Here is a 24,222-nt window from a genome sequence, read left to right as displayed (position 1 = left end):
CAGAACGCTTCACGTGAGTTCTTGTTGTCTCGTCGGTTGCCGCAGCGCTGGCTGCGGAAGAGGCCTTCAGCCGGTGGCTTGAGGCAGGCTGACGCGTACCCGGGTTCCGCGCGGCCGGTTGCGTAGCAGGGCGACGTCACCACCATGGGCGCCGACCAGCTCCCTCACGATAGAGAGCCCCAGGCCGGTTCCCTTGATGCCGACGCCCTGCGGTGCAGGGCCTTGTACGAATGGTTCGAAGAGCTGTTCGATCTCGCCCTCGGTCTCCGGTAGGCCGGGCCCTTCGTCCGACACCTCGATGATGGCGCGCGTATCGCTTCCGCGCCCGACCAGGTGAGCGGACAGGTCGATGACGCTGTCTTCGGGCGCATATTTGACGGCGTTGGACACCAGGTTGTCGAGCACGACGCGCAGCTTGTCGCGATCGGCGGAAACGGTCAGACCTTCGCCCCCCGCCTTGAGTTGCACGCGACGTGCGGTGAGGGCCAGTTTCTGGTCCTCCGCCACCTGCGCGAACAGGGTGGCCAGCGGCACGGCTGAGCGATGCAGCGTGGAGGAACCGAAGCGCAGGCCGCTGTAGTCGAGCAGGTTCTCGATGTGCTTGCGCAGCTTGGTGACGTTTTCGCGCAGGATGTAGACGATCTCGCGCTGGCCTTCGTTGAGCGGCCCGGCGACCGCGTCGGACAGCAGCTGGCTGCCTTCGTGGATGGCCGTCAGCGGTGTCTTCAGCTCATGCGACACGTGCTGCAGGAAGCGCGTCTTCTGGGTGTCCACCTCCTCCAGCCGCACGCGCAGCCAGTCGAGTCGCCGGCCCAGGGCCTGCAGGTCGGCGGGGCCCCGCACGTCGACCGGCTCGCTGAGGCGGCCTTCGCCCAGGCGGTCGATGGCTTCGCCCAGTCGGCGGATCGGGCGGCGGATCAATACGGTCATCGCCACGATGATGACCAGGCCGACAGGAATAAGCGCGAGCAGGCGGTTCAGCAGGCCATGACGCGCGGCTTCCGCACGCTGGCGCAGGTCGGCGCTGTCCGCCTCGATGCGGGCGTCCACCTTGCGCAGCACTTCGTCGCCGATGCCGAGCATCGCCACGAAGTCGCCGGCCACGCCGTCCGCCGCCTCCAGCGCATTGGCTGGCGACGGGCCCGCCATCTGCAGCAGCGCGAAGATGCGTTCCTCGCGGTGGCGCAGGCTTTCCAGCCCCTCACGGATGGCGGGGTCGGGCGTTTCGCGATCGAGCCTGTCCACCACTTCCAGAAACTGGCCGCGACGGGTTTCGTAGGCCTTCAGGGCGTCGGGGTCGCGCAGCACCAGTTGCTGGCGCGCGGCCCGTTCGAGCGTGATGAGTTGTGCGCCCAGGGCCCGGCTGTCGCGAGTGGTCTGGACGGCGCGGGTGATGGCGGTCTCGGTGCGACGCGACAGACCGTCGAGCGAGAACCAGGCGTCCACCACGGCCACCGCCATGGGGGCGATGACAAGGGTGAAGCCGAGCAGCAGGAGTTTGAGGAAGGAACCCGGGTATCGGACGCGCATGCCGGAATGATGCCACCCGTCCCGGCCTGCCTGTGGCTACCGGGAGCGGGCTCGGGCGCGTCAGGCCTGGGCCGGGACCAGCGCGGCGGCTTCCTGCGCGGCGCGCTGCCAGGTGCGGGTCGCCAGCGGCAGCACATCGGTCAGCGGGTCATTTCTGGCGGCGCCGTGCAGGTCGAAGCCGTCATCGGCGGCGCCCAGGGCACTGGCCTTGGCGTGCAGCAGCACGGTGCGCTCCGGCTGGTTGCCGACGGATTCCTCCACCAGGCCACAGCGCGCCAAGCCGAGGGCACGTCCATAGAAGGTGGCGCTGCGGGCGTCGCAGGCCACCAGCAGGTCGGTGGCCTGCCACTCGTCCACCGCGATGGCGATCACGATGTCGAGCAGGGCCTGCAGTACCGGCGCATACAGCATGGTCGGCGCGAGGGCGAGGCCCTGCAGGGACACGACGCGGGTGTTGCCGGTGGCCAGTTCGAGCAGGGCGTCTTCGAAACGCGGGTCGATCAGCAGGCCGTCCAGGCCGTCGCGACGCAAGCTCACGGTGCCAAGGGCCCACGCGGCATGGGCGTGGCTGTCCGGCGCCGGCGGCGTGGTGCTCAGCGCCAGCACGATGGCGTGGTCCTCGCCGGGCAGTCCGCTGCGTGCGGGCGCCTGCCAGGGCATGCCCGGCTGCTGACGGGACACGAGTTCGGCGGCCTGGGCGCGTTGCCAGTCGCTTTCGGCCAGGCCGAGGCGGAAACCGCGACCACCGCTCTGGTAATGCTGCTCGCGGGCCAGGCGGCGCAGGGGCTCGATGAGGCCATCGCGATCTACGTACTGGCCTGCGTGACGCACCGGGGTCGACAGCCGCGAGGGGCGGGGCGAGGGCAGGGGGCGGCTGAGCGGGTTCGATGGCGTCATGACGAAATGTTCCTTTGCTGGCCTTGATGCGGACTGAGGTCCTCTATGCAGCCTTGTATGCAAACTGCGGACCAGAACCGCGCTCCATGGAAATCATGTAGTTAGCGAACGATTCAGCCATTCACGGATTTTCTGGTGTCGCCATATAGCGACAGTTCCGGCTCGCGAAACGCCTGATCCTGCCGCGCGCCTTGTGACAGGCCGATTCGCGCTTGTCGCAATCCAGCGACAGTGGATGGCGATTGCTGTCAGGTTTCACCCTCTTTCACGCCATGTCGGACGGTTTCCAACATGCTTCCTGCGCGCTGTCCGACAAGCGGAAGCTGGACCGCCTCCAGTGGTGGCCCGATCGCCATTGGCTGGCCGACATGCCATCGATGCGGGCTTCCGGGCTAGCATTCGCGTTGTCTGGACGAGGGGAGCACGACATGGCGAAGTGGTTGCGGCGGTGGATGTTGGGCGTGTACCTGTCAGCCCTCGCGGTGCTGGCGGCGGCGCAGTCGATGCCCGCGCCCCAGCCTTCTGCTGCTCAGCCGCTGGCCCCGCCGTCGGCACAGGCCGTCCCGGTGCCGACGGAAGCCCCGTTGCGGGTGTTCAATCGCGAGGTGACGGTGCTGCGTGCGGACCTGTTCGGCATCAGCCCGGCCCAGCGCGTGGTGCGTGCCGAGCGCGAGATTGAGCGCCTGACGGGGCAGATCAGCGCGGGCCGCGTCGATGCCGTGTCCCATGAGCTGGGCCGCGTGATCCGCGTCGATGGCAGCATGGTGTTCATCCTGCAGCCGGGTGACGTAGACCCGCTGGGCACGCAGGATCTGGTGGCCACCACGACCGCCACGGTCGCCGCCCTGCAGGAGGCGATCGACGCCAGCCGCGCCAGCCGCAACCAGGGCTTCGTGCTGCGCGCAGCAGGCATCCTGCTGGTGGCCACGGCCATCCTGCTTGCGCTGCTGTATGGGCTGGGCCGGCTTCGGCGCCGCGTGGCGACGGGGCTGGAAGCGATCACCGCGCGCCAGCTCGACCGCCTCACCCTGGGCGGCAAGACGCTGGTGAATGCCGGCACCATCGCCCGCATGGCGCAGAGCGCGCTGAAGCTTGCCTACTGGCTGCTCGTCGCGCTGATGGTCTACGAATGGCTGAGCCTCGTGCTGAGCACCATTCCCTACACGCGGCCCTGGGGCCAGCAGCTCAACAGCCACCTGCTGGACGCGTTGGCCGGCATCGGCCTGGCCATCCTCGGCGAGCTGCCGGACCTCGGCGCCGCGCTGCTGATCTTCTTTGTCGCCTGGCTGTTCATGCGCGCCGCGCAGTCGATCTTCGAGCGCATCGAACAGGGCGTGCTGGAGGTCGTGTGGCTGGACGCCGAGCTGGTGCGCCCTACGCGACGCCTGCTCATCGTCGCCATCTGGGTCTTCGCGCTGGTCATGGCCTACCCCTACCTGCCCGGGGCGCAGACCGACGCGTTCAAGGGGGTGTCCGTGATCCTCGGCCTGATGCTGTCGCTGGGCGCTTCCAGCCTCGTCGGCCAGGCCGCCTCCGGCCTGATCCTCATGTACGCCCGCACGATCCGCGTCGGTGAGTACGTGGAGGTGGACGGCACCCAGGGCACGGTGCTGGAGATGGGCGCCTTCGCCACCCGCATCCGCACCGGCACGGGTCTGGAAGTGTCCATCCCGAACGCCTCCATCGTCGGCACGGCGGTCAAGAACTATTCGCGCGGCCTGCGTGGTTCCGGCAAGCAGGGCTTCGTGATCGATACATCGGTCACCATCGGCTACGACACCTCCTGGCGGCAGGTGCACGCGATGTTGCTGGAGGCCGCGAAGCGCACGCCGGCCATCGCCCAGGAGTCACCGCCGCAGATCCACCAGACGGCGCTGTCGGATTTCTACGTCGAGTACCGCCTGTCCTGCATGGCACTGCCTGCCCAGCGCCAGCCGCGTGCCGAGGTGCTCACCGTCCTGCATGGCAACATCCAGGACGTGTTCAACGAATACGGCGTGCAGATCATGTCGCCGAACTACGAGGGCGACCCCGAGCAACCCAAGCTCGTCGCGCGCGAGCAATGGTATGCCGCACCGGCCAGCCGCCCCGATGCCACCGCCGCCGGTGAGGCACCGCCCGCCTGACCGGCGGCCCGGCCGGCGTTGCAGTTGTACGCCGGGCTGCCGTAAATGCCGGTAGGCACGGAGAAGCTGGCACGCGCTGCCATCAGGCGGCGCGCACACGAAAAAAAGGGGGGAGCTTGAAGGCAGCCGCGTCACTGGCCGGACTGTGGCAGCGCCTGCACGGCGCGGTGACCCGCGTGTCGGTGCGCGGCGGCATCGTGCTGGCCCTGATGCTGGGCCTCGCGCTGCCTGCCTTCTTCGCCCAGCGCGCCAACCTGGAAGAGACCCGCGACTACCTGTACGACGCCTTGCAGGACCAGCAACGCCTGCTGGCCGACATGCTGGTGGAGGCGCTGCGCGACGCAGCCATCGCGGGTGACCCGCGCGCGGTGTCGGCCATCGTCAGCGCGGTGATGCTGGACGATCGCGTGGCCCGGGTGTCGGTGCTGGACCTGAACTCCGGCGCCTACCTGATCGACCGCCTGCGCAGCCCTCAACCCATGCCGCCCCTGCTCACCGAGTCCCGCGAACTGCGCCGGCCGGGGCAGTCGACCTTGCTCGTCAGCGTGGAGATCAGCGCGCAGGGCATCGTCCAGTTGCTGGCCGAGCGACAGCAGAGCGACCGCTGGCGGACCGCCCTGTCCCTGCTGGGGGCGCTGGGTTTCATCTGGCTGTTCCTGCACTGGCGGCTGGTGCGGCCCATCGACCGCCTGCTGCGGCAGTCGCAGCGGCTGGCCCAGGGGGCGGTGACGCAGCCCTTCGCGTGGCAGCGCGGCGACGAGATCGGCCGCCTCGGGCAGAGCCTGGAGCACACCCGGCAGGCCCTCAACGGCATGATCGACGATCTCAGGCATGCCAATACGGCGCTGTCCATCGAGGTGGAGGTCCGTCGTCGTGCCGAGGACGAACTGGCCGGCCATGCGCAGGCGCTGGAGCTGCGGGTGGAGGAACGCACCCGCGAGTTGAGCGCGGCCAACGACAAGCTGCGCGAGACGCTGGACACCCTGGCGCGCACGCAGCACGAACTGGTGATGAGCGAGCGCATCGGTGCCATGGGGCGCATCGTCGCCGGCGTGGCCCACGAGCTCAACACGCCGATCGGCAATGCATTGTTGATGGTGACGACCCTGCGCGATGACCTGACTCGCCTGCGGCGCAGCCTCGAGCAGCCGAACCTGCGCAAGTCATCGCTCACGCACGGGCTGGACGAAGCACAGCAGGCACTCTCGCTGTGCCAGCGGGCGGTGGAACAGGCCGCCGAACTGGTGGGCAGTTTCAAGCAGGTGGTGGTGGAGCAGCGCAGCGCGCAGCGTGGCCGCTTTGCGCTGCGTGACTGCCTGCAGGATGTTGCCGAGGTGCTGGCCCCGCGCTTCGCCTTGCGCAACATCGCGTTGACGCTGGACGTGCCGGCCGGGCTGGAACTCGACGGCTACCCCGGTGCGCTCGGCCAGGTGGTCAGCAATCTGCTGATCAACGCCGAGATGCATGGCTTCGAAGGACGCCAGAGTGGCAGCATCCAGGTCAGTGCCCGTGTCGTGGAGGCTGGCTGGGTCGCGCTGAGCGTCAGCGACGACGGCCGCGGCATCGACCCGACGCACATGGGGCGCATCTTCGATCCCTTCTTCACCACGCGCCTGGGGCGCGGTGGCACCGGGCTGGGCCTCCACATCGTCTACAGCGTGGTCACCCAGTTGCTGGGCGGCCGCGTGCGGGTGGACAGCCAGCCGGAGCGGGGCACCAGCATCGTGCTGGACCTGCCGCAGGAGGCGCCGCTGGTGGAGCGCTGAACTGCTTCGCCGCCGCTGTCCTGTGGACGCCGGAAGCCGGAGGCTGAAAAGCTAGAAGGTGAAGTCGAGCGCGGCGGAGAACAGCTCGGCGTTGCGCCGGCCGGTGGCGCTGATGAACTGGGCGTTCTGGTAGCTGCCCTGCGGATGGACACGGTTGTAGTCCATCTTCAGCGCGGCATGGGCGCCGAGTTCTACACGCAGGCCGATGGTCTCGCTGTGGGAGCGGGCGACACGGGTGGAGACTTCCTGCCGCTCGCCGTAGGCACCGTAGGTGAAGTGCGGCGTCCAGATGCCCAGCTTGAGGCCCGCCGAAATGTAGCCGGCATAGATGGAATTGGCCCGGCGCCCCTCGACTGCCTCCACGTAGGCGCCTTCGCCGATGACGAAAGCCTGACGGCCATCCCAGCGTGCGATGAGGCCGTAGTAGCGCACCGGCGCTTCTTCCGTCCGGGCGCCGTTGGTGGGGTTCTGCGGCTCGCGCACCAGGTCCAGCGACGTTATCGTCGCACCGAAGGTCCACGGGCCGTCGCTGGCCAGCAACTGGGCAGCGATGCGCTGTTCGGCGCGATCTTCCACCGTGTCGTAGGCGCCGCGGGATACGCGCGAGGTGTAGCGCTTGGCGTCGTCGCTGTAGCGTACGTTGCTGCTCTGTCCCAGGGCCAGGCTCAGTTGCCAGCGCCAGCCTCCCAGCACCGCCTTGCCCTGCAGGCCCAGCCCGTCGTAGGTGGTGAAGGGCGAGATACCATACACCTCGGTGGGTGGGCGGATCCAGTGATAGGCGTAGCCCACCGGCAGGAAATCGGAGTAGTAGTACAGCGCATTCTGGCGGCGGCCGAGCGTGAGCTCCCAGTCGGGGTTCAGCATGTAGCCGACATAGGCGCTCTGCACGCTGATGCGCCCCTGCTCGGACGCGTAGCTGGTGCCTTGCAGCGTGGCGGACCAGGTGTCGTCGAGGCTTGCCCTGGCACGCACGCCGAGGCGGGATTCCGTCGCGGCGCTCCACTCGTTGTCGTAGGCGGCGAAGTTGGCGCCGTCCACCAGCGCCTGCTGGCCCGCGCCGAGCGTGCGACCTGCCGCCACCGTGCCGAAGCCCTGGTAGCTGAAGTCCACCGCCATCGATGGCGCAGCGAAGGCGGCCAGGATGAATGCCACCAGCGTGTTGCGCGGCCGGGTGGTGCGTGTCATGGGCTGATCCTCAGTACCACCCGCAGGCGGTCGTCCAGTGCTGCCGGTTCGATGTAGCCGATGGCGGTGGGGTCGCGCGTGACCAGTTCGGCCACGAGGCTGCTGTTCTCGGCCTGGCGTGGCGGGGTTGCGCGGCCCGAGAACAGCAGGCGTGCCTGGTGCGAGCGCAGCTGCTGCAGGCTCATGTCGGCCACCTGCGCGTAGAAGCGGCGCTTGATGTCCTGGCGGTCGCTCTGGTCGATGACGTGCGCGCCGCGCCCGTCGGGAAAGCGGCTGATCGCGCCGAGGAACAGGTCTGCCACCGTGTCGTTGTCCAGGGTCTGCACCGCACTCTGGCGGCTGACCACCACGAGGATCTCCCTGCCGGCCGCGTCGAACTGTCCTTGCGCCACCGCGGCGGTCGTCGCGCCCAGCAAGCAGACGGCGCCCATCACCACAGCTGCCGCCACGCACCGCAGGCTGCGATGGCGGGGCCGCCGGCTGCGTGGAGGGTGAGGGGAAGGGCTGGACATGGGTGAAAGGGGTGGAAGCCGGGGACGGAAGGAGGAAGGGGCGGAGAGTCGTGGGGACCAGCCCTATATCGGGTGGCGCGCCTCAATCCTGAGCGGCGCCATCCTGGTCTTTGACGAGTGTCGTGTCGAGTTGCACACGCAGGAATTGCCGCGCATCGCGCAGCATCGCGGGCGTAATGGTGTGGCCGGCCGCGTATTCGCGGATACCTTGTTTCACACTCAGTTCTGCAAACAACTGGCACGCCGTGGCGGATTCAGCGAAAGGCACCACCTCGTCCTTCAGCCCATGCTGCAGCAGCACGCGCAGGTGGCTCATCGATTCCGCGGGCGCACCGAACGGCGCAATGGCCGGCAGCAGGCGCCCGGCAATCGCCACCAGGCCGCGGATGCGGCGCGGCGCCGTCAATGCCACGGACATCGCCATCGCAGCCCCCTGGCTGAAGCCGAAGAGATACACCTGCTGTGGATCGGCGCCCAGCGCCATCACGCTGTCGTTGATGGCCTGGACGAGATAGAGCCGCGAGGCCCGCACTTCCTCTTCGTTGTAGACCGATCCGTCCGCCGTGTCCTGACGCTCGTACCAGCGATACAGGCCCGATGCGTTCTGGAAGGGCGCCCGCAGCGACAGGACGATGAAGCGCGGATCGAACAGGTCGGCAAGCTGGAACAGGTCCACCTCGCTGCTGCCCTTGCCATGCAGCAGGATCAGCAGTGGTGGGCGATGGGACGGCGCGGCGTGAGGCCGGCGCAGGCGGTGCGGGGGCAACATCGAACGGGCGTGCGGGGCAGGGACGTGGTGACGCCCAGAGGATACTGCGGGCGCAGGGCTTCGCGGAGGGCGGCGCCGGGCAAAAGAAAACCCCGCCAGGTTGCCCTGGCGGGGTTCGCGGATGACGACATCACCGGCCTTGCTGCGGCACGGTGATGTCCCGGGCGATCAGGGTGCGATCTTGCCCACGCCCGCGTTGGCCTTCACCGTGTTGCGCACCGCGTCCGGCGTGGTCAGCGGCGTGTAGCTGTAGTTCGCTGCCGGGTTCCAGCTCACCGGGCCGAGGAAGGGCTTGCTGTCCTTCTCGAGCGCGTTCTTCGCATTCACCACCGTGGCGGCTGCGGCGTTCAGGTCCACCGGGCTGCCGTTGAGCCAAGAGCCCACGTCGGTGAAGTACTGGCTCCACGCGTCGAAGTTGGCCGACAGCAGATCGGTGGCCACCGCGCCGCTCACGTCGAAGGCGTTGCGCTCCGAGTAGGCCTTGCCGTTGAAGCCCAGGCCGATCGCATAGTTCATGTGATACGGACGGGTCTCGGTGGTCTTCTTCACGTTGTCGTACAGGTTGTTCAGGATGTGAACGTGACCGTTACGCACGCGCGGCGCGCGCTGGCCGATGAACTGGAACCAGTTCTGCGCGAAGGTGACGCGGTACTCGCCGTCGGCCGAATCGTTGGCACCGATCAGGATGGTCTTGTCATGGCTGCTGAACTTGTTGTTCGACACCGTGATGTAGTCCGAGCCCTTCTTGATGTCGAGCAGGCCGTCGTACATCTTGTAGTGCGCCTTGTTGGCGTTCACTTCGCCGAAGCTCGCACCGTCGGTGAACTCGTTGTGGTCCACCCACGCACGCGTCACGCCCTGCAGGGTGACGCTGTCCGGCTCGGCGTTGGACGGGCAGTAGTCCTTGTCGGTGTAGGTGCAGCTACCGAAGTTCTCGTAAGACCAGCCGGTGTCCTTGCCGGCGACGAAGCGCACGTTGCGGATGATGATGTTCGACTGGCCGCTGATGTTGATCCACACCGCGTTCAGCGTCGGGATCACGCCGTTCTCCACCACGCCGATCAGCGAGGTGTTGGGGCGCGAGATGCGCTGCTGCGTGAAGCCGGTGCCGTCCGCGTTGGTGGCGCCGTTGATGAAGCCCTTGACGTAGATCGTCCAGGGAATCGACTTGTTGTTGCCGCTGCTGGCGGTGCTGACGCAGGCGGTCAGCTCGGCCATGCTGGAGGCCGTGCAGGACTGGCCGCCGGCGCCGCCGGTGGGCGCGCCGCCGGGGGCGACCGCGGCCCAGCCCATCAGGCCCTGCGGCACGGGGCCGCCGGAGCTGGAGCTTGAACTGGAAGAGCCGGTGCCCGAGGAGCTGGAGGAGCTCGACGACGAGCTCGAGGACGAACTCGACGAAGAACTGCTCGATGAGCTGGAAGAGGACGTCGAAGAGGAGGAACTCGACGAAGAACTCGATGAAGAGCTGGAGGAGGAGCTCGACGAGGACGAACCGCCACCCGAACTGCCCGGCACCGAGCATTCGTTGGTGCCGCCACCGATGCGTCCGCCGAAGGTGGCTTCGTTACACACGAAGCTGCCGGTCAGTGACTTGTAGAAGAACTGGTCGGCGCGGCCGAAGGCCACGTTGGTCGTCGTGGCGACCGAGCAGGTCTTGTTCTCGGTGCAGATGGTCGTGTAGCCGGCAGGCCGGTTGGCGGCCGAGGCCGTACCAACCAGCGCCAGGGCCGCGAGCCCGAGCGCGAGTTGCGTCTTGTGCATGTTTGTCTCCGTTATTGGTTTGTCGGCAGGCCATGGATGCGCCATGGCCTGCTGGCGACCGTCCTGTTACAGAACGTGTCGGCCATTCTTTGTAAGACATATCCGGGGGCTTCGGCAAGTCACGCTGCACAACGCGGCAAGGCGCCGCCCGCCGACTGGCGTCAGCCGTTGCCGTTGCTGCCGGCCGCAGGCGTGTTGGCGCGGCGCTTGTCGCGCACGTGCACGCCACTGCCTTCGCGGTTCTGCACTTCAAAGCGGTCGATGGCCTTGAAGAGATCCACCAGCTTCTTGTAGCCGTAGTTGCGCGAATCGAACGAGGCCTGGTTTCCAATGGTGGAGCCGACTCGCCCGAGGTGCGACCAGCCGTCGTCGCCTTCGGTAGCCTGCACTGCGTTGCGCAGCAGGTTCATCAGCTTGCTGTCGCCTTTCAGTTCGGCGCCGGACTTGCGCTTCACTTCCAGCTTGCCACCGCTGCCGCTGCTGGATTCCTGCTCGGCCTTGTCCTCCATGTCCAGGTACAGGAACTTGGAGCAGGCATTGACGAAGGGGGCGGGGGACTTGCGTTCGCCGAAGCCCACGACCAGCTTGCCGTCGGCCTGCAGGCGCGTGGCCAGCGGCGTGAAGTCGGAGTCGGACGAGACCAGCGCGAAGACATCCACCTTGCGGCCGTACAGCGCATCCATCGCGTCGATGACCAGCGCGATGTCGGTGGCATTCTTGCCCTTGGTCAGGTCGAACTGCTGGATGGGCTGGATGGCGTACTCATGCAGCAGGCGTTCCCAGGAGGTCAGGCGTTCGCCCTTCCAGTTGCCGTAGGCGCGGCGGATGCTCACCGTGCCATGACTGGCCAGCTCGGCGAGGATCACGTCGATGTGGGAGGCCGGCGCGTTGTCTGCGTCGATGAACAGGGCAACGAAGCGATCGGATGACATGGGGGCTCCCCGGGGATTGGTGTCCCGCATGGTAACCCCTGGTGCCGGCCGCCAAGCCCCGCAAGCCACATAAGCCCCGTCCAGGCCCCGCAAGCGCGCAAACAGCGAAGGAACCGCGTCTGCGCAGGGGTATCATGCGCAGCCCTCCCGCCGTACCTCACCGCCTCACCATCATGATCTCCATCCGGAACGTAACGCTGCGTCGCGGCACCAAGGTCGTGCTCGACCGTTGCTCCGCCACGCTCAACCCCGGCGAGAAGGTCGGTCTGGTCGGCCGCAACGGCGCCGGCAAATCCTCGCTGTTCGCGCTGCTCAACGGCACGCTGCATGAAGACAGCGGCGAGTTCTCGATTCCCGCCGCCTGGCAGATGGCGCAGGTCGCGCAGGACATGCCGGAGACGGAGCAGAGCGCGACCGATTTCGTCATCGAAGGCGACACCGTGCTGCTGGCGGCGCAGGCCGAAGTGGCGGCGGCGGAAGCCAGCGACGACGGCATGCGCATGGCCCACGCCTACATGGCGCTGCACGATGCCGGCGCGCATGACGCCGCGGCGCGCGCGCAGGCGCTGATCCTCGGCCTCGGCTTCGGCACGGCGCAACTCGACCAGCCGGTGAACAGCTTTTCCGGCGGCTGGCGCATGCGCCTGCAACTCGCCCGCGCGCTGATGTGCCCGTCCGATTTGTTGCTGCTCGACGAGCCGACCAACCACCTGGACCTCGACGCACTGGTGTGGCTGGAAGCCTGGCTGAAGCGCTACGAGGGCACGATGGTGGTGATCAGCCACGACCGCGAATTCCTCGACGCCGTCACCACCGTGACGGTGCACATCGACAACGCGAAACTCGTGCGCTACGGCGGCAACTACAGCCGCTTCGAAGACATGCGCGCCGAGCAGATGGCCCTGCAGACCGCGGCGCTGGCCAAGCAGCAGGACAAGATCGCCCACCTGCAGAAATTCATCGACCGTTTCAAGGCATCCGCCGCCAAGGCCAAACAGGCGCAGAGCCGCGTCAAGGCGCTGGAGCGCATGGAGAAGATCGCGCCGGTACTGGTCGATTCCGAATTCCAGTTCGAGTTCCGCGAGCCGGCCAGCGTGCCCAATCCCATGCTGTCGATGCTGGATGCGAGCTTCGGCTACCCGCCGCTGCCGGACGCGCCCGCCGGCACGCCGCCGACGGTGATCGTGAACAACATCAACCGCTCGGTGCTCGCCGGGCAGCGCGTCGGCATCCTCGGCGCCAACGGCCAGGGCAAGTCCACGCTGGTGAAGACGATTGCCGCCGCGTTGTCACCGATCCACGGCGAGATCACCAAGGGCAAGGGCCTGACCATCGGCTACTTCGCCCAGCAGGAACTCGACGTGCTGGACCCCGGTTCCACGCCGCTGGAACACATGATCCGCCTGGTGAAGGACACGCCGGTCAACGCCCGCCCGAGCGGCATGGACTGGCGCGAGCAGGGCCTGCGCAACTACCTTGGCACCTTCAACTTCGGTGGCGACATGCTGCACCAGCAGGTGGGCAGCATGAGCGGTGGCGAGAAGGCGCGTCTCGTGCTGTGCATGATCGTGTGGCAATGCCCCAACCTGCTGCTGCTGGATGAGCCGACCAACCACCTCGACTTGTCGACCCGCGAGGCGCTCGGCGTGGCGCTCAATGAATTCGAAGGCACGGTGATGCTGGTCAGCCACGACCGCGCGCTGCTGCGCTCGGTGTGCGACGAATTCTGGCTGGTGGCCGATGGTGGTATCCGCCCCTTCGACGGCGATCTGGACGACTACCAAGTGTATCTGCTGGAGCAGGCGAAGAAGGTGCGCGAGGCGGCGTCGGCGAAAAAGAAGGCGTGACGCGTAGGTCGGAAAAGCGCAGCGCCTTCCGACATTCCTGCCGTAGCGAATGCTATTGCTCGTTGTGTAACGTGGCGTGTCGGAAGGCGCTGCGCTTTTCCGACCTACGAACCAACCCCAAGAAAAACGGCCCGCTTCCGCGGGCCGTTTTCATTCACGAGATGTGTGCGATCAAACCTGCACTTCGTCCGCGATTCCCTTGTACTCGGCGATCTGGTCGAAGTTCATATAGCGGTAGATCTTGCCGGCGTCGGCGTTGATGACGCCCATGTCGGCCTGATACTCCGCCACGGTCGGCAGACGACCGAGCTTCGAGGCGATGGCGGCGACCTCGGCGGAGGACAGGAACACGTTGGTGTTCTTGCCCAGACGATTCGGGAAGTTACGCGTGGAGGTGGAAACCACCGTCGCGCCTTCGCGCACCTGTGCCTGGTTGCCCATGCACAGCGAGCAACCGGGCATCTCGGTACGTGCACCGGCGGTGCCGAACACGCCGTAGTGGCCTTCCTTGGTCAGCTCGGATGCATCCATCTTGGTCGGCGGCGCGACCCACAGCTTCACCGGGATGTCGCGCTTGCCTTCCAGCAGCTTGGAGGCGGCGCGGAAGTGGCCGATGTTGGTCATGCAGGAGCCGATGAACACTTCGTCGATCGGCGTGTTCTGCACTTCCGACAGGACCTTGGCATCGTCCGGATCGTTCGGGCAACACAGGATGGGTTCCTGGATGTCGGCCAGATCGATCTCGATGACATACGCGTATTCGGCATTGGCGTCCGGCTGCAGCAGTTCGCCGTTGGCGATCCAGTCTTCCATCTTCTGGATGCGGCGTTCCAGCGTGCGCTTGTCGGCGTAGCCGTCGGCGATCATGTTCTTCAGCAGCACGATGTTGGAGCGCATGTACTCGACGATCGGCGCCTTGTTCAGCTGCACCGTGCAACCGGCGGCGGAGCGTTCGGCGGAGGCGTCGGACAGTTCGAAGGCTTGCTCAACCTTCAGATCAGGCAGGCCTTCGATTTCCAGGATACGGCCGGAGAACTCGTTGATCTTGCCGGCTTTGGCGACGGTCAGCAGGCCTTGCTTGATGGCATACAGCGGGATGGCATGCACGAGGTCGCGCAGGGTGACGCCGCGCTTCTGCGCTTCGTCCAGCGAGCCCTTGAAGCGCACCAGCACCGATTCCGGCATGTCCAGCGGCATCACGCCGGTGGCGGCCGCGAAGGCCACCAAGCCGGAGCCAGCCGGGAAGCTGATGCCGACCGGGAAGCGGGTGTGCGAGTCGCCGCCGGTGCCGACGGTGTCGGGCAGCAGCATGCGGTTGAGCCAAGAGTGGATCACGCCGTCGCCAGGGCGCAGCGAGATGCCGCCACGGTTGCTGATGAACTTGGGCAGTTCGCGGTGCGTCTTGACGTCGACCGGCTTCGGATACGCGGCGGTGTGGCAGAAGGACTGCATCACCAGGTCGGCGGAGAAGCCGAGGCAGGCGAGGTCCTTCAGTTCGTCGCGAGTCATCGGGCCGGTGGTGTCTTGCGAGCCCACCGAGGTCATCTTCGGTTCGCAGTAGGTGCCGGGGCGCACGCCCTGGCCTTCCGGCAGGCCGACGGCGCGGCCGACCATCTTCTGCGCCAGCGTGAAGCCCTTGCCGGAATCGGCCGGGTTCTGCGGCAGGCGGAACAGGGTGGAAGCGGCGAGGCCGAGGAACTCGCGGGCCTTGCTGGTGAGGCTGCGGCCGATGATCAGGTTGATGCGGCCGCCGGCGCGCACTTCGTCCAGCAGCACGAGCGTCTTGAGCTGCGATTCGGCAATGGTGGCACCGCCCTTGGTGGCGCTGACCTTGCCGGTGGTGTGGTCGACGTTCAGGGTGATCTCGTCACCCATGTCCATCTTGGCGACGTCGATCTCGATCGGCAGTGCGCCGGCATCTTCCTGCGTGTTGAAGAAGATCGGAGCGATCTTGCCGCCGAGGCAGACGCCACCGAACTTCTTGTTCGGCACGAAGGGAATGTCTTCACCGGTCCACCACAGCACGGAGTTGGTGGCGGACTTGCGCGAGGAGCCGGTACCCACCACGTCGCCGACGTAGGCGACGAGGTTCCCCTTGGCGGCGAGGTCCTGGATCATCTTGATCGGGCCGCGCTTGCCGTCTTCTTCCGGGGTGATGCCGGCGCGGGTGTTCTTCAGCATGGCCAGCGCGTGCAGCGGGATGTCGGGGCGGCTCCAGGCGTCCGGCGCCGGGGACAGGTCGTCGGTATTGGTCTCGCCGGTCACCTTCAGCACGGTCAGCTTGATGCTGCTCGGGAATTCCGGACGCGAGGTGAACCACTCGGCATCAGCCCAGCTCTGGATCACTTCCTTGGCGGCGGCGTTGCCGGCCTTGGCCTTCTCGGCCACGTCGTGGAAGTAGTCGAACATCAGCAGCGTCTTCTTCAGCGCGGCGGCGGCGATGGGCGCCAGTGCGGCTTCGTCCAGCAGGTCGATCAAGGGCTTGACGTTGTAGCCGCCGACCATGGTGCCCAGCAGCTCGGTGGCCTTGGCCTTGTCGATCAGCGGGCAGGGCACGTCACCGTGCGCCACGGCGGCGAGGAAGGAGGCCTTCACTTTGGCGGCGTCGTCCACGCCCGGCGGGACGCGGTGGGTGATCAGGTCGAGCAGGTAGGCTTCCTCGCCGGCGGGCGGCGCCTTCAGCAGCTCGATCAGATCGGCCGTCTGCTTCGCGTCCAGCGCGAGCGGCGGGATACCCAGCGCAGCGCGCTCGGCGACGTGTTGGCGATAGGCTTGCAGCATGGTTGGTTTTCTCCCGTGGTTTCCGAGGTTCTTTCGGGGTGCTTCGCCCGGTGGCGACTGCCGCACCCCGGCAGCAGTTCAAGCAAAAAATCTTCGTACGACCGCGTCATCCAGCGTCATGCCGGTGGCGTGGGCGCGTTTCAGTACGTGCCAGTAGTAGCGATAAGAGGCACGGTCGTGCAGCCGGTCGCGATGACGGGTCGGGCCCCAGTGGGCTTCCTGTGCGCTGGCGAGGATTTCACCGGCATCCACCACGTCATCCAGGGCTGGGCGCATCGCGCGCAGCAGCGGGTCGATCTGCGCGGGATGAATGCTCCACATGCGCAGGTAGCCGAACTGCTCGCGGGCACGGCGGCCGTCATCCTCGATGGCGGCCAGGTCGACCAGCTCGGTGCTGACGTTGTGCGACGGGACCACGCCATGCGCCAGTGCGGCGGCAGCGATCTCCGTCTTGGCACGCAGCACCAGCGGGTGTGTGAACTGGCCGGGACTCTTCATCGCGCTGGCGGAAATCGCGCCGTGATGCGCACTGACGAAATCCATCAGGCCGAAGTCCAGCGTTTCGACGCCGGGCAGGGCGGCGATCTGCCACACCTCATGCAACGCGCCGTGCGTCTCGATCAGCACGTGCAGCGGAATCCTGCACTGCAGGCCGAGGCGGGCCTCGGTGTCGCGCAGCTGTGCCAGCACGCGCGCCACGTCGGAGAGGCCACGCGGCTTCGGCAGCGTCAGGTAGGCGATGCGATCACCACACAGGCCGACGATCCGTTCAAGGTCGTCGCGCCAGGCCGGGTGCGTCAGGTCATGGATGCGTGCGCCGATGCGGCCATGGCGGTTGTCTTCGCCCGCGATCAGCGAGCCCACCATTTCGGCGTGGGCCCGTTCGGCATCGGCGGCCGCGCCGTCTTCGCAATCGAACGTAATGTCAAAGAGCGGTCCGCGTTCGGCCTGCAGGGTCATGGCCTTGCGCATCAACTTCTCGTTGCCGGCGAAGTGTTCCACCGCGGGCAACCGGGGAAGGCCGGCGCCTTCCTCGTACAACACGGCGTCGGGATGGAGCGGGGCGCCTTGCGGTGAGCTCATGCGCGGTGCATCCATCCCTTGCCGTTGCAGCTGTCGGGCCGGGGTTCAGGCCAGCAGGTCGGCAACGCCGGCGCGCTCTTCTTCCAGTTCCTTCAGCGTGAAGTTCATCTTCTCGCGGGAGAACTCGTCGATCTCCAGGCCTTCGACACGCTTGTATTCGCCGTTGGCGGTGATCACCGGCACGCCGTAGATGATGCCGGCGGGGATGCCGTAGGAGCCGTCGGACTCGATGCCCATGGTGACCCACTCGCCGTTGGAGCCGAGGAACCAGTCACGCATGTGATCGATGGCGGCGTTGGCGGCCGACGCAGCGGAGGACAGGCCGCGCGCCTCGATGATGGCGGCGCCGCGCTTGCCGACGGTGGGCAGGAAGACTTCGCGGTTCCAGGCCTCGTCGTTGATCAGGTTCTTCACGCTGTCGCCGTTGCTGGTGACGAAGCGGTAGTCGGCGTACATGGTGGGCGAGTGGTTGCCCCACACGACCAGGTTCTTCAGCGAGGCGACGTCGCGGCCCGACTTGGAAGCCAGTTGCGACAGGGCGCGGTTGTGGTCCAGGCGCAGCATCGCGGTGAAGTTCTTGGCCGGCACGCGACCGAACTTCTTGGCGGTTTCCTTGGCGATGTAGGCATTGGTGTTGCAGGGGTTGCCCACCACCAGCACGCGGCAATCCGGCGCGGCGTACTGGCCGATGGCGGCGCCCTGCACGGTGAAGATCTTGGCGTTCTCGGCCAGCAGGTCCTTTCGTTCCATGCCGGGGCCGCGGGGGCGGGCGCCGACCAGCAGGGCTGCCTGCGAGTCCTTGAAGGCGACGTTCGGGTCGTCGGTGGCGATCATGCCGGCCAGCAGCGGGAAGGCGCAGTCTTCCAGCTCCATCATCACGCCCTTCACGGCCTTCTGGGCTTGCGGCAGATCCAGCAGTTGCAGGATGACGGGTTGATCCTTGCCGAGCATTTCGCCGCTGGCGATGCGGAACAGCAGGCTGTAGCCGATCTGGCCGGCAGCGCCGGTGACGGTGACGCGAATGGGCGACTTGGACATGCAAAAACTCCTGTCAGTAGTTCGGAGGCCACGAGGGGTGGCGCCAGCGGTGGTGGGGCCTGCCGCCTGCATCGGTCGGCAGTGCTGAAATCCGGGATGAAACCGTGTGCGGAGTGTACGCGGCTTCGTCAGGATACGTCAACGTACATCTTATGTCTTATATAAGACATATAACAGGTCATGGACGACTTGGTTTTTTTGTGCTTGAATAACTCCCGTTATGGCACACGAATCGCCGACTTTCAGCCCGTTGTACCGCCAGATCAAGAGCTTGATCGTTCAAGCGCTTGAAGGGGGCGAGTGGCGTCCGGGCCAGGCGATTCCGAGCGAGCAGGATCTGGCGTTGCGCTTCGGCGTGAGCCAGGGGACGGTGCGCAAGGCGGTCGATGAACTGGCCGCCGAAAACCTGTTGGTGCGCCGGCAGGGGAAGGGTACATTTGTTGCGTCGCATGATGATCCCCGTGCGCATGTGCGTTTCCTGCGCATGACGGCACTGGACGGGAGTGCTGCGCAGCCGCAAAGCATACCCCTGGAGTGTTGGCGCGCAAAGGCGGGCCAGGAGGCCTCCCGCAACCTGGCTGTAGAGCCGGGAAGTCCCATCAGCATCGTGCGCCGGCTGTTGAAACTGGAAAACAAGCCCGCGGTAGTGGATGAAATCTACTTGCCGGGAGAATTCTTCGGGGCCCTGACGCTAGAGATGCTCCAGGACTGGCAGGGCTCGCTGTACAGCCTGTTCGAGACGCGCTTCGGCGTCCGTATGATCCGGGCCAGGGAAAAGATTCGCGCTGTGGCGGCTGACCGCAATTCAGCCGAACTGCTTTCGGTTGCCGAACACACACCGTTGCTGTCGGTAGAGCGTGTGACCTACACCTACGGAGACAGGCCCGTGGAGTGGCGCCGTGGTCTGTACTCCACGGCCGGGCACTACTATCAGAACGAGTTGAACTGAATCCAGAATGAGTTTGGCTGACGTGCCTCGCCACACGTCAGGATGATGGTCGCGGCGCAAGTCGCGGAATATAAGAAGAGGTGAAGATGGAAGCGAGCGTAAGAAAGGACAGGCCGAAGCACTTGAACCTGTTCGTCATACGACTGCCCATTCCGGGCATCGTGTCGATCCTGCATCGCGTCAGCGGTGCGGGCCTGTTCCTGATGCTGCCGTTGCTGTTGTGGCTGTTCGGTGCCAGCGTCAACGCCGACCAGGCCGATGCCTTCCGTGCGGTCGCCGGCTTCTGGCTGGTCAAGCTGCTGCTGCTGGGCCTGCTGTGGGCCTACCTGCACCACTTCTGCGCCGGCATCCGCTTCCTGTTGCTGGACGTACACGTCGGCATCGATCTGCCGACCGCCCGCAAGTCTTCGTACATCGTGCTGGCCGTGAGCCTCACGCTGACCGTGATCCTGGGGGTGCTGACATGGTGAGGCGTACGACCGTCGGCGCCCACTATGGCTTCCGCGACTGGCTGGCCCAGCGCGTGACGGCCATCGTCATGGCGCTCTACACCGTCCTGCTGGCGATCTGCCTGATCGGCCTGCCGAACCATTCGCTGGAATCCTGGCGCGCCCTGTTCTCGGGCGGCCTCATGAAATTCGTGACCTTCCTGTTCTTCCTCGCGTTGTTCTATCACGCGTGGGTGGGCATCCGTGACATCTGGATGGACTACGTCAAGCCGACCAGCATCCGCCTGGCCCTGCATTGCGTAACCATTTTCGTGCTCCTCGGCTATGCCGGCTGGGCAGCCCAGATCCTCTGGAGGCTCTAAGAGTGAACATCGCCAAGCGTAATTTCGATGCGGTGATCGTCGGTGCCGGTGGTGCCGGCATGCGCGCCGCCGTGCAGCTGGCCGAAGCCGGCATGAAGACTGCCGTGCTGTCCAAGGTATTCCCGACCCGCTCGCACACCGTGGCGGCGCAGGGCGGCGTGTCCGCCTCGCTCGGCAATTCCGAGCCGGACAATTGGCACTGGCACATGTATGACACCGTCAAGGGTTCCGACTGGCTCGGCGATCAGGACGCGATCGAGTTCATGTGCAAGAAGGCCGTCGAGGTCGTCGTGGAGCTGGAGCACTACGGCATGCCCTTCGACCGACTGGACAACGGCAAGATCTACCAGCGCCCCTTCGGTGGGCACCTGTCGCACTTCGGCGAAGGCAAGCCGGTTCGCCGCGCCTGTGCCGCGGCTGACCGTACCGGTCACGCCATGCTGCACGCGCTGTACCAGCGCAACGTGCGCGCCAACACCCAGTTCTTCGTGGAATGGATGGCGCTGGACCTGCTGCGTGGCGTCGACGGCCGCGTGCTGGGCGTGATCGCCATGGAAATGGAAACCGGTGAAATCACCGTGTTCCAGGCCAAGGCCACGCTGTTCGCTTCCGGCGGCTCGGGCCGCATCTACTACTCCTCGACCAACGCCTTCATCAACACCGGTGACGGCCTGGGCATGGCGGCGCGTGCCGGCATCCCGTTGGAAGACATGGAGTTCTGGCAGTTCCATCCGACCGGCGTGGCCGGTGCCGGCGTGCTGATCACCGAAGGCGTACGCGGCGAAGGCGGCATCCTGCGCAACAGCTCGGGCGAAGCCTTCATGGAGCGCTACGCACCGAACGCCAAGGATCTCGCCTCGCGTGACGTCGTCTCCCGCGCGATGGTCACCGAGATCAACGAAGGTCGCGGCTGTGGTCCCAACAAGGACCATGTGCTGCTGGACATCACCCACCTGGACCCCAAGGTTATCCTGTCGCGCCTCCCGGGCATCCGCGAGATCTCGATCCAGTTCGCCGGTGTCGATCCGATCAAGGCGCCGATCCCGGTGGTGCCGACCTGTCACTACCAGATGGGTGGCGTGCCGACCAACTACCACGGCGAAGTCGTGGTCGGCGGTCAGCGCGTGGAAGGCTTCTACGCCGCCGGCGAAGTGGCCTGTGCCTCGGTGCACGGCGCCAACCGCCTCGGCACCAACTCGCTGCTGGACCTGCTGGTCTTCGGCAAGAGCTCCGGCGAGTCGATGATCGAGTTCATCAAGAGCGAACCGTCCGCGCTGCCTGACGTTCCGCAGAGCGAGATCGACCGTTCGCTGGCCCGCGTCAATCGCCTGGACACCCAGACCAACGGCGCCAACGTCGACGAGGCACGCCTGGCGATGCAGCGCACGATGCAAGCGCACGCCGGTGTGTTCCGCTTCAAGGATCTGCTGTCCGAAGGCGTCAGCAAGATTCTCGAGATCGAGAAGCAGGTCGTGCAGACCGAGATCAAGGACAAGTCCAAGGTCTGGAATACCGCGCGTATCGAAGCGCTGGAGCTGGAGAACCTCATCGAAGTCGCCAAGGCCACGATGATCTCCGCCGACGCGCGTACCGAATCACGCGGCGCCCACGTTCGCGACGACGCTCTGGATACACCGGAGACGCCGAACGGCCGTGACGATGTGAACTGGCTCAAGCACACGCTGTGGTACCGCGACGGCAACCGCCTCGACTACAAGGCGGTGAATCTCAAGCCGCTGACCGTTGAAACCGTTGCGCTCAAGAAGCGTACTTATTGATCGCCGGAGCACAGAAGACATGAGCAAACGGACTCTGCATTTCAAGATCTACCGCTACGACCCGGACAAGGACGCCGCGCCGTACATGCAGGACATCTCGCTGGAGCTGGACGGCACCGAGCGCAAGCTGCTGGACGCGCTGACCAAGCTGAAGGCCAAGGATGATTCGCTGTCCTACCGCCGTTCCTGCCGCGAAGGCGTGTGCGGCTCCGACGCGATGAACATCAACGGCAAGAACGGCCTGGCCTGCCTGACCGATATCGAAGCGCTGGGCGACACCGTGACCCTGCGTCCGCTGCCCGGCCTGCCGGTCATCCGCGACCTGATCGTGGATATGACCCAGTTCTTCAAGCAGTACCACTCGATCAAGCCGTACGTGGTGAACAACACGCCGGCGCCGGAGCGCGAACGCCTGCAGTCGCCGGAAGATCGCGAGGAGCTCAACGGCCTGTACGAATGCATCCTGTGCGCGTGCTGCTCCACGAGCTGCCCGAGCTTCTGGTGGAATCCGGACAAGTTCGTCGGCCCGGCCGGCCTGCTGGCGGCCTACCGTTTCATCGCGGACACCCGCGACGAGACGACCAACGATCGTCTGGACAACCTGGAAGATCCGTATCGCCTGTTCCGTTGCCACACCATCATGAACTGCGTCGATGTCTGCCCGAAGTCGCTGAACCCGACCAAGGCCATCGGCAAGATCAAGGAAATGATGCTGGCCCGCTCGGTCTGAGCGTGATCCCAATCGCGTCATCGTCCGCAAGGGGGATGACGCAGGAAAGAAGTTGTAGCTATGTATGAGTTGCGTGAGCGTGTGAAGTGGCGAAGCCGCCGGGGTCTGCTGGAACTGGACCTTTTCTTCACGCGCTTCATCAACGAAAGACTGGAAGGGCTCGACGAAGCCCAACTGGAAAACCTGCTCGACCTGCTGACCGCGGACGACCATGACCTGTGGGCCATGGTCAACGGGAGTCGCGAATGCGAAGTCGAGCGCTGGAGAGACATGGTGGCGCTGCTGCGTGAGAGCGGGCCGCGCATCGATGGTGCTGTGAAGGAAGTTTCCTAAAGAAAGGTAAGGAACCGGTATGACTACGCAAAAGAACGCCACGCTGAGCCTCGACGGCCAGTCCTATGAGTTCCCGGTGCTGTCGGGCACCATCGGTCCGGACGTCATCGACATCCGTTCGCTGTATGCGAAGTCCGGTGCCTTCACCTTCGACCCGGGGTTCATGTCCACCGCCGCCTGCAAGTCGTCGATCACCTACATCGACGGCGACAAGGGCGAGCTGATGTACCGTGGCTACCCCATCGAGCAGCTGGCCAAGAACGCCAACTTCCTCGAGACCTGCTACCTGCTGAAGAACGGCGAGCTGCCTAACCAGGCCGAGTACGACGTGTTCGAGAGCACCGTGCGCAAGCACACCATGGTGCACGAGCAGCTGACCCGCCTGTACCAGGGCTTCCGCCGCGACGCGCACCCGATGGCCATTCTGGTCGGTGTGGTCGGCGCGCTGTCCGCCTACTATCAGGACTCGCTGGACATCAACAATCCCGAGCACCGCATGATCGCCGCGATCCGCCTGATCGCGAAGATGCCGACCATCGTGGCCATGGCCTACAAGTACACGCAAGGCCAGCCGTTCATGTTCCCGCGTAACGACCTGAACTACGCCGAGAACTTCCTGCACATGATGTTCGCGACGCCGTGCGAGGAGTACAAGCCGAACCCGGTGCTGGCCCGCGCGCTGGACCGCATCCTGATCCTGCACGCCGACCACGAGCAGAACGCCTCCACCTCGACCGTGCGCCTGTCCGGTTCCTCCGGTGCCAACCCCTTCGCCTGTATCGCCGCCGGCATCGCCTGCCTGTGGGGCCCGGCGCACGGTGGCGCCAACGAGGCCTGCCTGGTGATGCTGGACGACATCATGAAGCAGGGCGGCGTGGCCAAGATCGGCGAATTCATCGACAAGGTGAAGGACAAGAACTCCGGCGTGAAGCTGATGGGCTTCGGTCACCGCGTCTACAAGAACTACGACCCGCGCGCCACGCTGATGCGCGAGACCTGCCACGAAGTGCTGAACGAGCTGGGCCTGCAGGACGACCCGATGTTCAAGCTGGCGATGGCACTGGAAAAGATCGCGCTGGAAGACGAGTACTTCGTGTCCCGCAAGCTCTACCCGAACGTCGACTTCTACTCCGGCATCGTGCAGAAGGCCATGGGCATTCCGGTGCCGCTGTTCACTGGCATCTTCGCACTGGCTCGCACCATCGGCTGGATCGCCCAGTGGCACGAAATGATCGGTGACCCGGAGCAGAAGATCGGCCGTCCGCGTCAGCTGTACACCGGTGCTGCCCAACGCGACGTCAAGCCGATCGCTCAACGCTGAACCAGAACACCATGGAAGAAGGGGCAGCTGCGCTGCCCCTCTCCGTATCCACAACGACTACCCCGACGACCAT

At 65.9% G+C, this 24,222-nt stretch carries 20 protein-coding genes; 10 read left to right on the top strand and 10 right to left on the bottom strand.

What is annotated here, in order from left to right; all coding sequences use genetic code 11:
- Positions 1-66: 66 nt before the first annotated feature.
- Positions 67-1,530, bottom strand: coding sequence for a HAMP domain-containing sensor histidine kinase (locus VVD47_RS04615; protein ID WP_327602227.1), 1,464 nt, complete (start codon positions 1,528-1,530; stop codon positions 67-69).
- Positions 1,531-1,590: 60 nt separating this feature from the next.
- Positions 1,591-2,427 (bottom strand): N-acyl amino acid synthase FeeM domain-containing protein, encoded by an 837-nt coding sequence (locus VVD47_RS04610; RefSeq protein WP_327602226.1) that lies wholly within the window; start codon positions 2,425-2,427, stop codon positions 1,591-1,593.
- 461 nt (positions 2,428-2,888) lie between these two features.
- Here VVD47_RS04610 and VVD47_RS04605 point away from each other — a divergent pair, with 461 nt between their 5' ends.
- Together VVD47_RS04605 and VVD47_RS04600 are read left to right on the top strand one after the other, a co-directional pair.
- Entirely contained in the window at positions 2,889-4,553 is a 1,665-nt protein-coding gene (locus tag VVD47_RS04605) for a mechanosensitive ion channel family protein (protein WP_327602225.1), read from the top strand.
- A 116-nt stretch (positions 4,554-4,669) separates the two neighbouring features.
- Positions 4,670-6,319: a sensor histidine kinase gene (locus VVD47_RS04600; protein ID WP_327602224.1), complete on the top strand. Its 1,650-nt coding sequence runs from the start codon at positions 4,670-4,672 to the stop codon at positions 6,317-6,319.
- Positions 6,320-6,370: 51 nt separating this feature from the next.
- Here VVD47_RS04600 and VVD47_RS04595 read toward each other — a convergent pair whose 3' ends face one another.
- From VVD47_RS04595 to VVD47_RS04575, 5 genes are all read right to left on the bottom strand, one after another.
- Complete coding sequence (locus tag VVD47_RS04595; RefSeq protein WP_327602223.1) at positions 6,371-7,504, bottom strand: hypothetical protein; 1,134 nt, start codon at positions 7,502-7,504, stop codon at positions 6,371-6,373.
- On the bottom strand, positions 7,501-7,935 hold the full coding sequence (locus VVD47_RS04590; RefSeq protein WP_327602222.1) for a hypothetical protein: 435 nt from the start codon (positions 7,933-7,935) through the stop codon (positions 7,501-7,503). The genes VVD47_RS04595 and VVD47_RS04590 overlap by 4 nt, the downstream gene beginning before the upstream one ends.
- A 163-nt stretch (positions 7,936-8,098) precedes the next feature.
- Positions 8,099-8,785, bottom strand: a complete 687-nt coding sequence (locus VVD47_RS04585; RefSeq protein WP_327602221.1) for an alpha/beta hydrolase — start codon at positions 8,783-8,785, stop codon at positions 8,099-8,101.
- 168 nt (positions 8,786-8,953) lie between these two features.
- Positions 8,954-10,546: a pectate lyase family protein gene (locus tag VVD47_RS04580; RefSeq protein ID WP_327602220.1), complete on the bottom strand. Its 1,593-nt coding sequence runs from the start codon at positions 10,544-10,546 to the stop codon at positions 8,954-8,956.
- 161 nt (positions 10,547-10,707) lie between these two features.
- Positions 10,708-11,478: an NYN domain-containing protein gene (locus tag VVD47_RS04575; RefSeq protein WP_327602219.1), complete on the bottom strand. Its 771-nt coding sequence runs from the start codon at positions 11,476-11,478 to the stop codon at positions 10,708-10,710.
- Between the two features lie 173 nt (positions 11,479-11,651).
- Here VVD47_RS04575 and VVD47_RS04570 point away from each other — a divergent pair, with 173 nt between their 5' ends.
- Positions 11,652-13,325: an ABC-F family ATP-binding cassette domain-containing protein gene (locus tag VVD47_RS04570; protein WP_443080959.1), complete on the top strand. Its 1,674-nt coding sequence runs from the start codon at positions 11,652-11,654 to the stop codon at positions 13,323-13,325.
- 171 nt (positions 13,326-13,496) lie between these two features.
- On the opposite strand, the gene VVD47_RS04565 is transcribed toward VVD47_RS04570, so the two are convergent.
- From VVD47_RS04565 to VVD47_RS04555, 3 genes are all read right to left on the bottom strand, one after another.
- Positions 13,497-16,106 (bottom strand): bifunctional aconitate hydratase 2/2-methylisocitrate dehydratase, encoded by a 2,610-nt coding sequence (locus tag VVD47_RS04565; protein ID WP_327602217.1) that lies wholly within the window; start codon positions 16,104-16,106, stop codon positions 13,497-13,499.
- Positions 16,107-16,184: 78 nt separating this feature from the next.
- Entirely contained in the window at positions 16,185-17,189 is a 1,005-nt protein-coding gene (locus tag VVD47_RS04560; RefSeq protein WP_327602216.1) for an HpcH/HpaI aldolase/citrate lyase family protein, read from the bottom strand.
- A gap of 45 nt (positions 17,190-17,234) precedes the next feature.
- A complete protein-coding gene (locus VVD47_RS04555) occupies positions 17,235-18,227 on the bottom strand; it encodes a malate dehydrogenase (protein ID WP_327602215.1) in 993 nt (330 codons plus the stop codon).
- A 220-nt stretch (positions 18,228-18,447) separates the two neighbouring features.
- Here VVD47_RS04555 and VVD47_RS04550 point away from each other — a divergent pair, with 220 nt between their 5' ends.
- From VVD47_RS04550 to gltA, 7 genes are all read left to right on the top strand, one after another.
- Positions 18,448-19,176: a GntR family transcriptional regulator gene (locus VVD47_RS04550; RefSeq protein WP_327602214.1), complete on the top strand. Its 729-nt coding sequence runs from the start codon at positions 18,448-18,450 to the stop codon at positions 19,174-19,176.
- 86 nt (positions 19,177-19,262) lie between these two features.
- On the top strand, positions 19,263-19,646 hold the full coding sequence (gene sdhC, locus VVD47_RS04545; RefSeq protein WP_327602213.1) for a succinate dehydrogenase, cytochrome b556 subunit: 384 nt from the start codon (positions 19,263-19,265) through the stop codon (positions 19,644-19,646).
- The gene (sdhD, locus tag VVD47_RS04540; protein WP_327602212.1) at positions 19,640-19,987 is read left to right on the top strand and encodes a succinate dehydrogenase, hydrophobic membrane anchor protein; all 348 of its coding nucleotides are present in this window, start codon (positions 19,640-19,642) and stop codon (positions 19,985-19,987) included. The genes sdhC and sdhD overlap by 7 nt, the downstream gene beginning before the upstream one ends.
- 2 nt (positions 19,988-19,989) lie before the next feature.
- Positions 19,990-21,765 carry a succinate dehydrogenase flavoprotein subunit gene (gene sdhA, locus VVD47_RS04535; protein WP_327602211.1) on the top strand — a complete coding sequence of 592 codons (1,776 nt, stop codon included), beginning with the start codon at positions 19,990-19,992 and terminating at the stop codon, positions 21,763-21,765.
- A gap of 19 nt (positions 21,766-21,784) precedes the next feature.
- Positions 21,785-22,495 (top strand): succinate dehydrogenase iron-sulfur subunit, encoded by a 711-nt coding sequence (locus VVD47_RS04530; RefSeq protein WP_327602210.1) that lies wholly within the window; start codon positions 21,785-21,787, stop codon positions 22,493-22,495.
- 60 nt (positions 22,496-22,555) lie between these two features.
- Entirely contained in the window at positions 22,556-22,828 is a 273-nt protein-coding gene (locus VVD47_RS04525; RefSeq protein ID WP_327602209.1) for an FAD assembly factor SdhE, read from the top strand.
- Between the two features lie 19 nt (positions 22,829-22,847).
- Entirely contained in the window at positions 22,848-24,149 is a 1,302-nt protein-coding gene (gene gltA, locus VVD47_RS04520) for a citrate synthase (RefSeq protein WP_327602208.1), read from the top strand.
- The last annotated feature ends 73 nt before the right edge of the window (positions 24,150-24,222 follow it).

The organism is Uliginosibacterium sp. H1 (genome assembly GCF_036017065.1).
Classification (GTDB): Bacteria; Pseudomonadota; Gammaproteobacteria; order Burkholderiales; family Rhodocyclaceae; genus Uliginosibacterium.
Note: the sequence above shows the minus strand (reverse complement) of the source record. Positions and strands in the feature narration are given on the sequence as shown.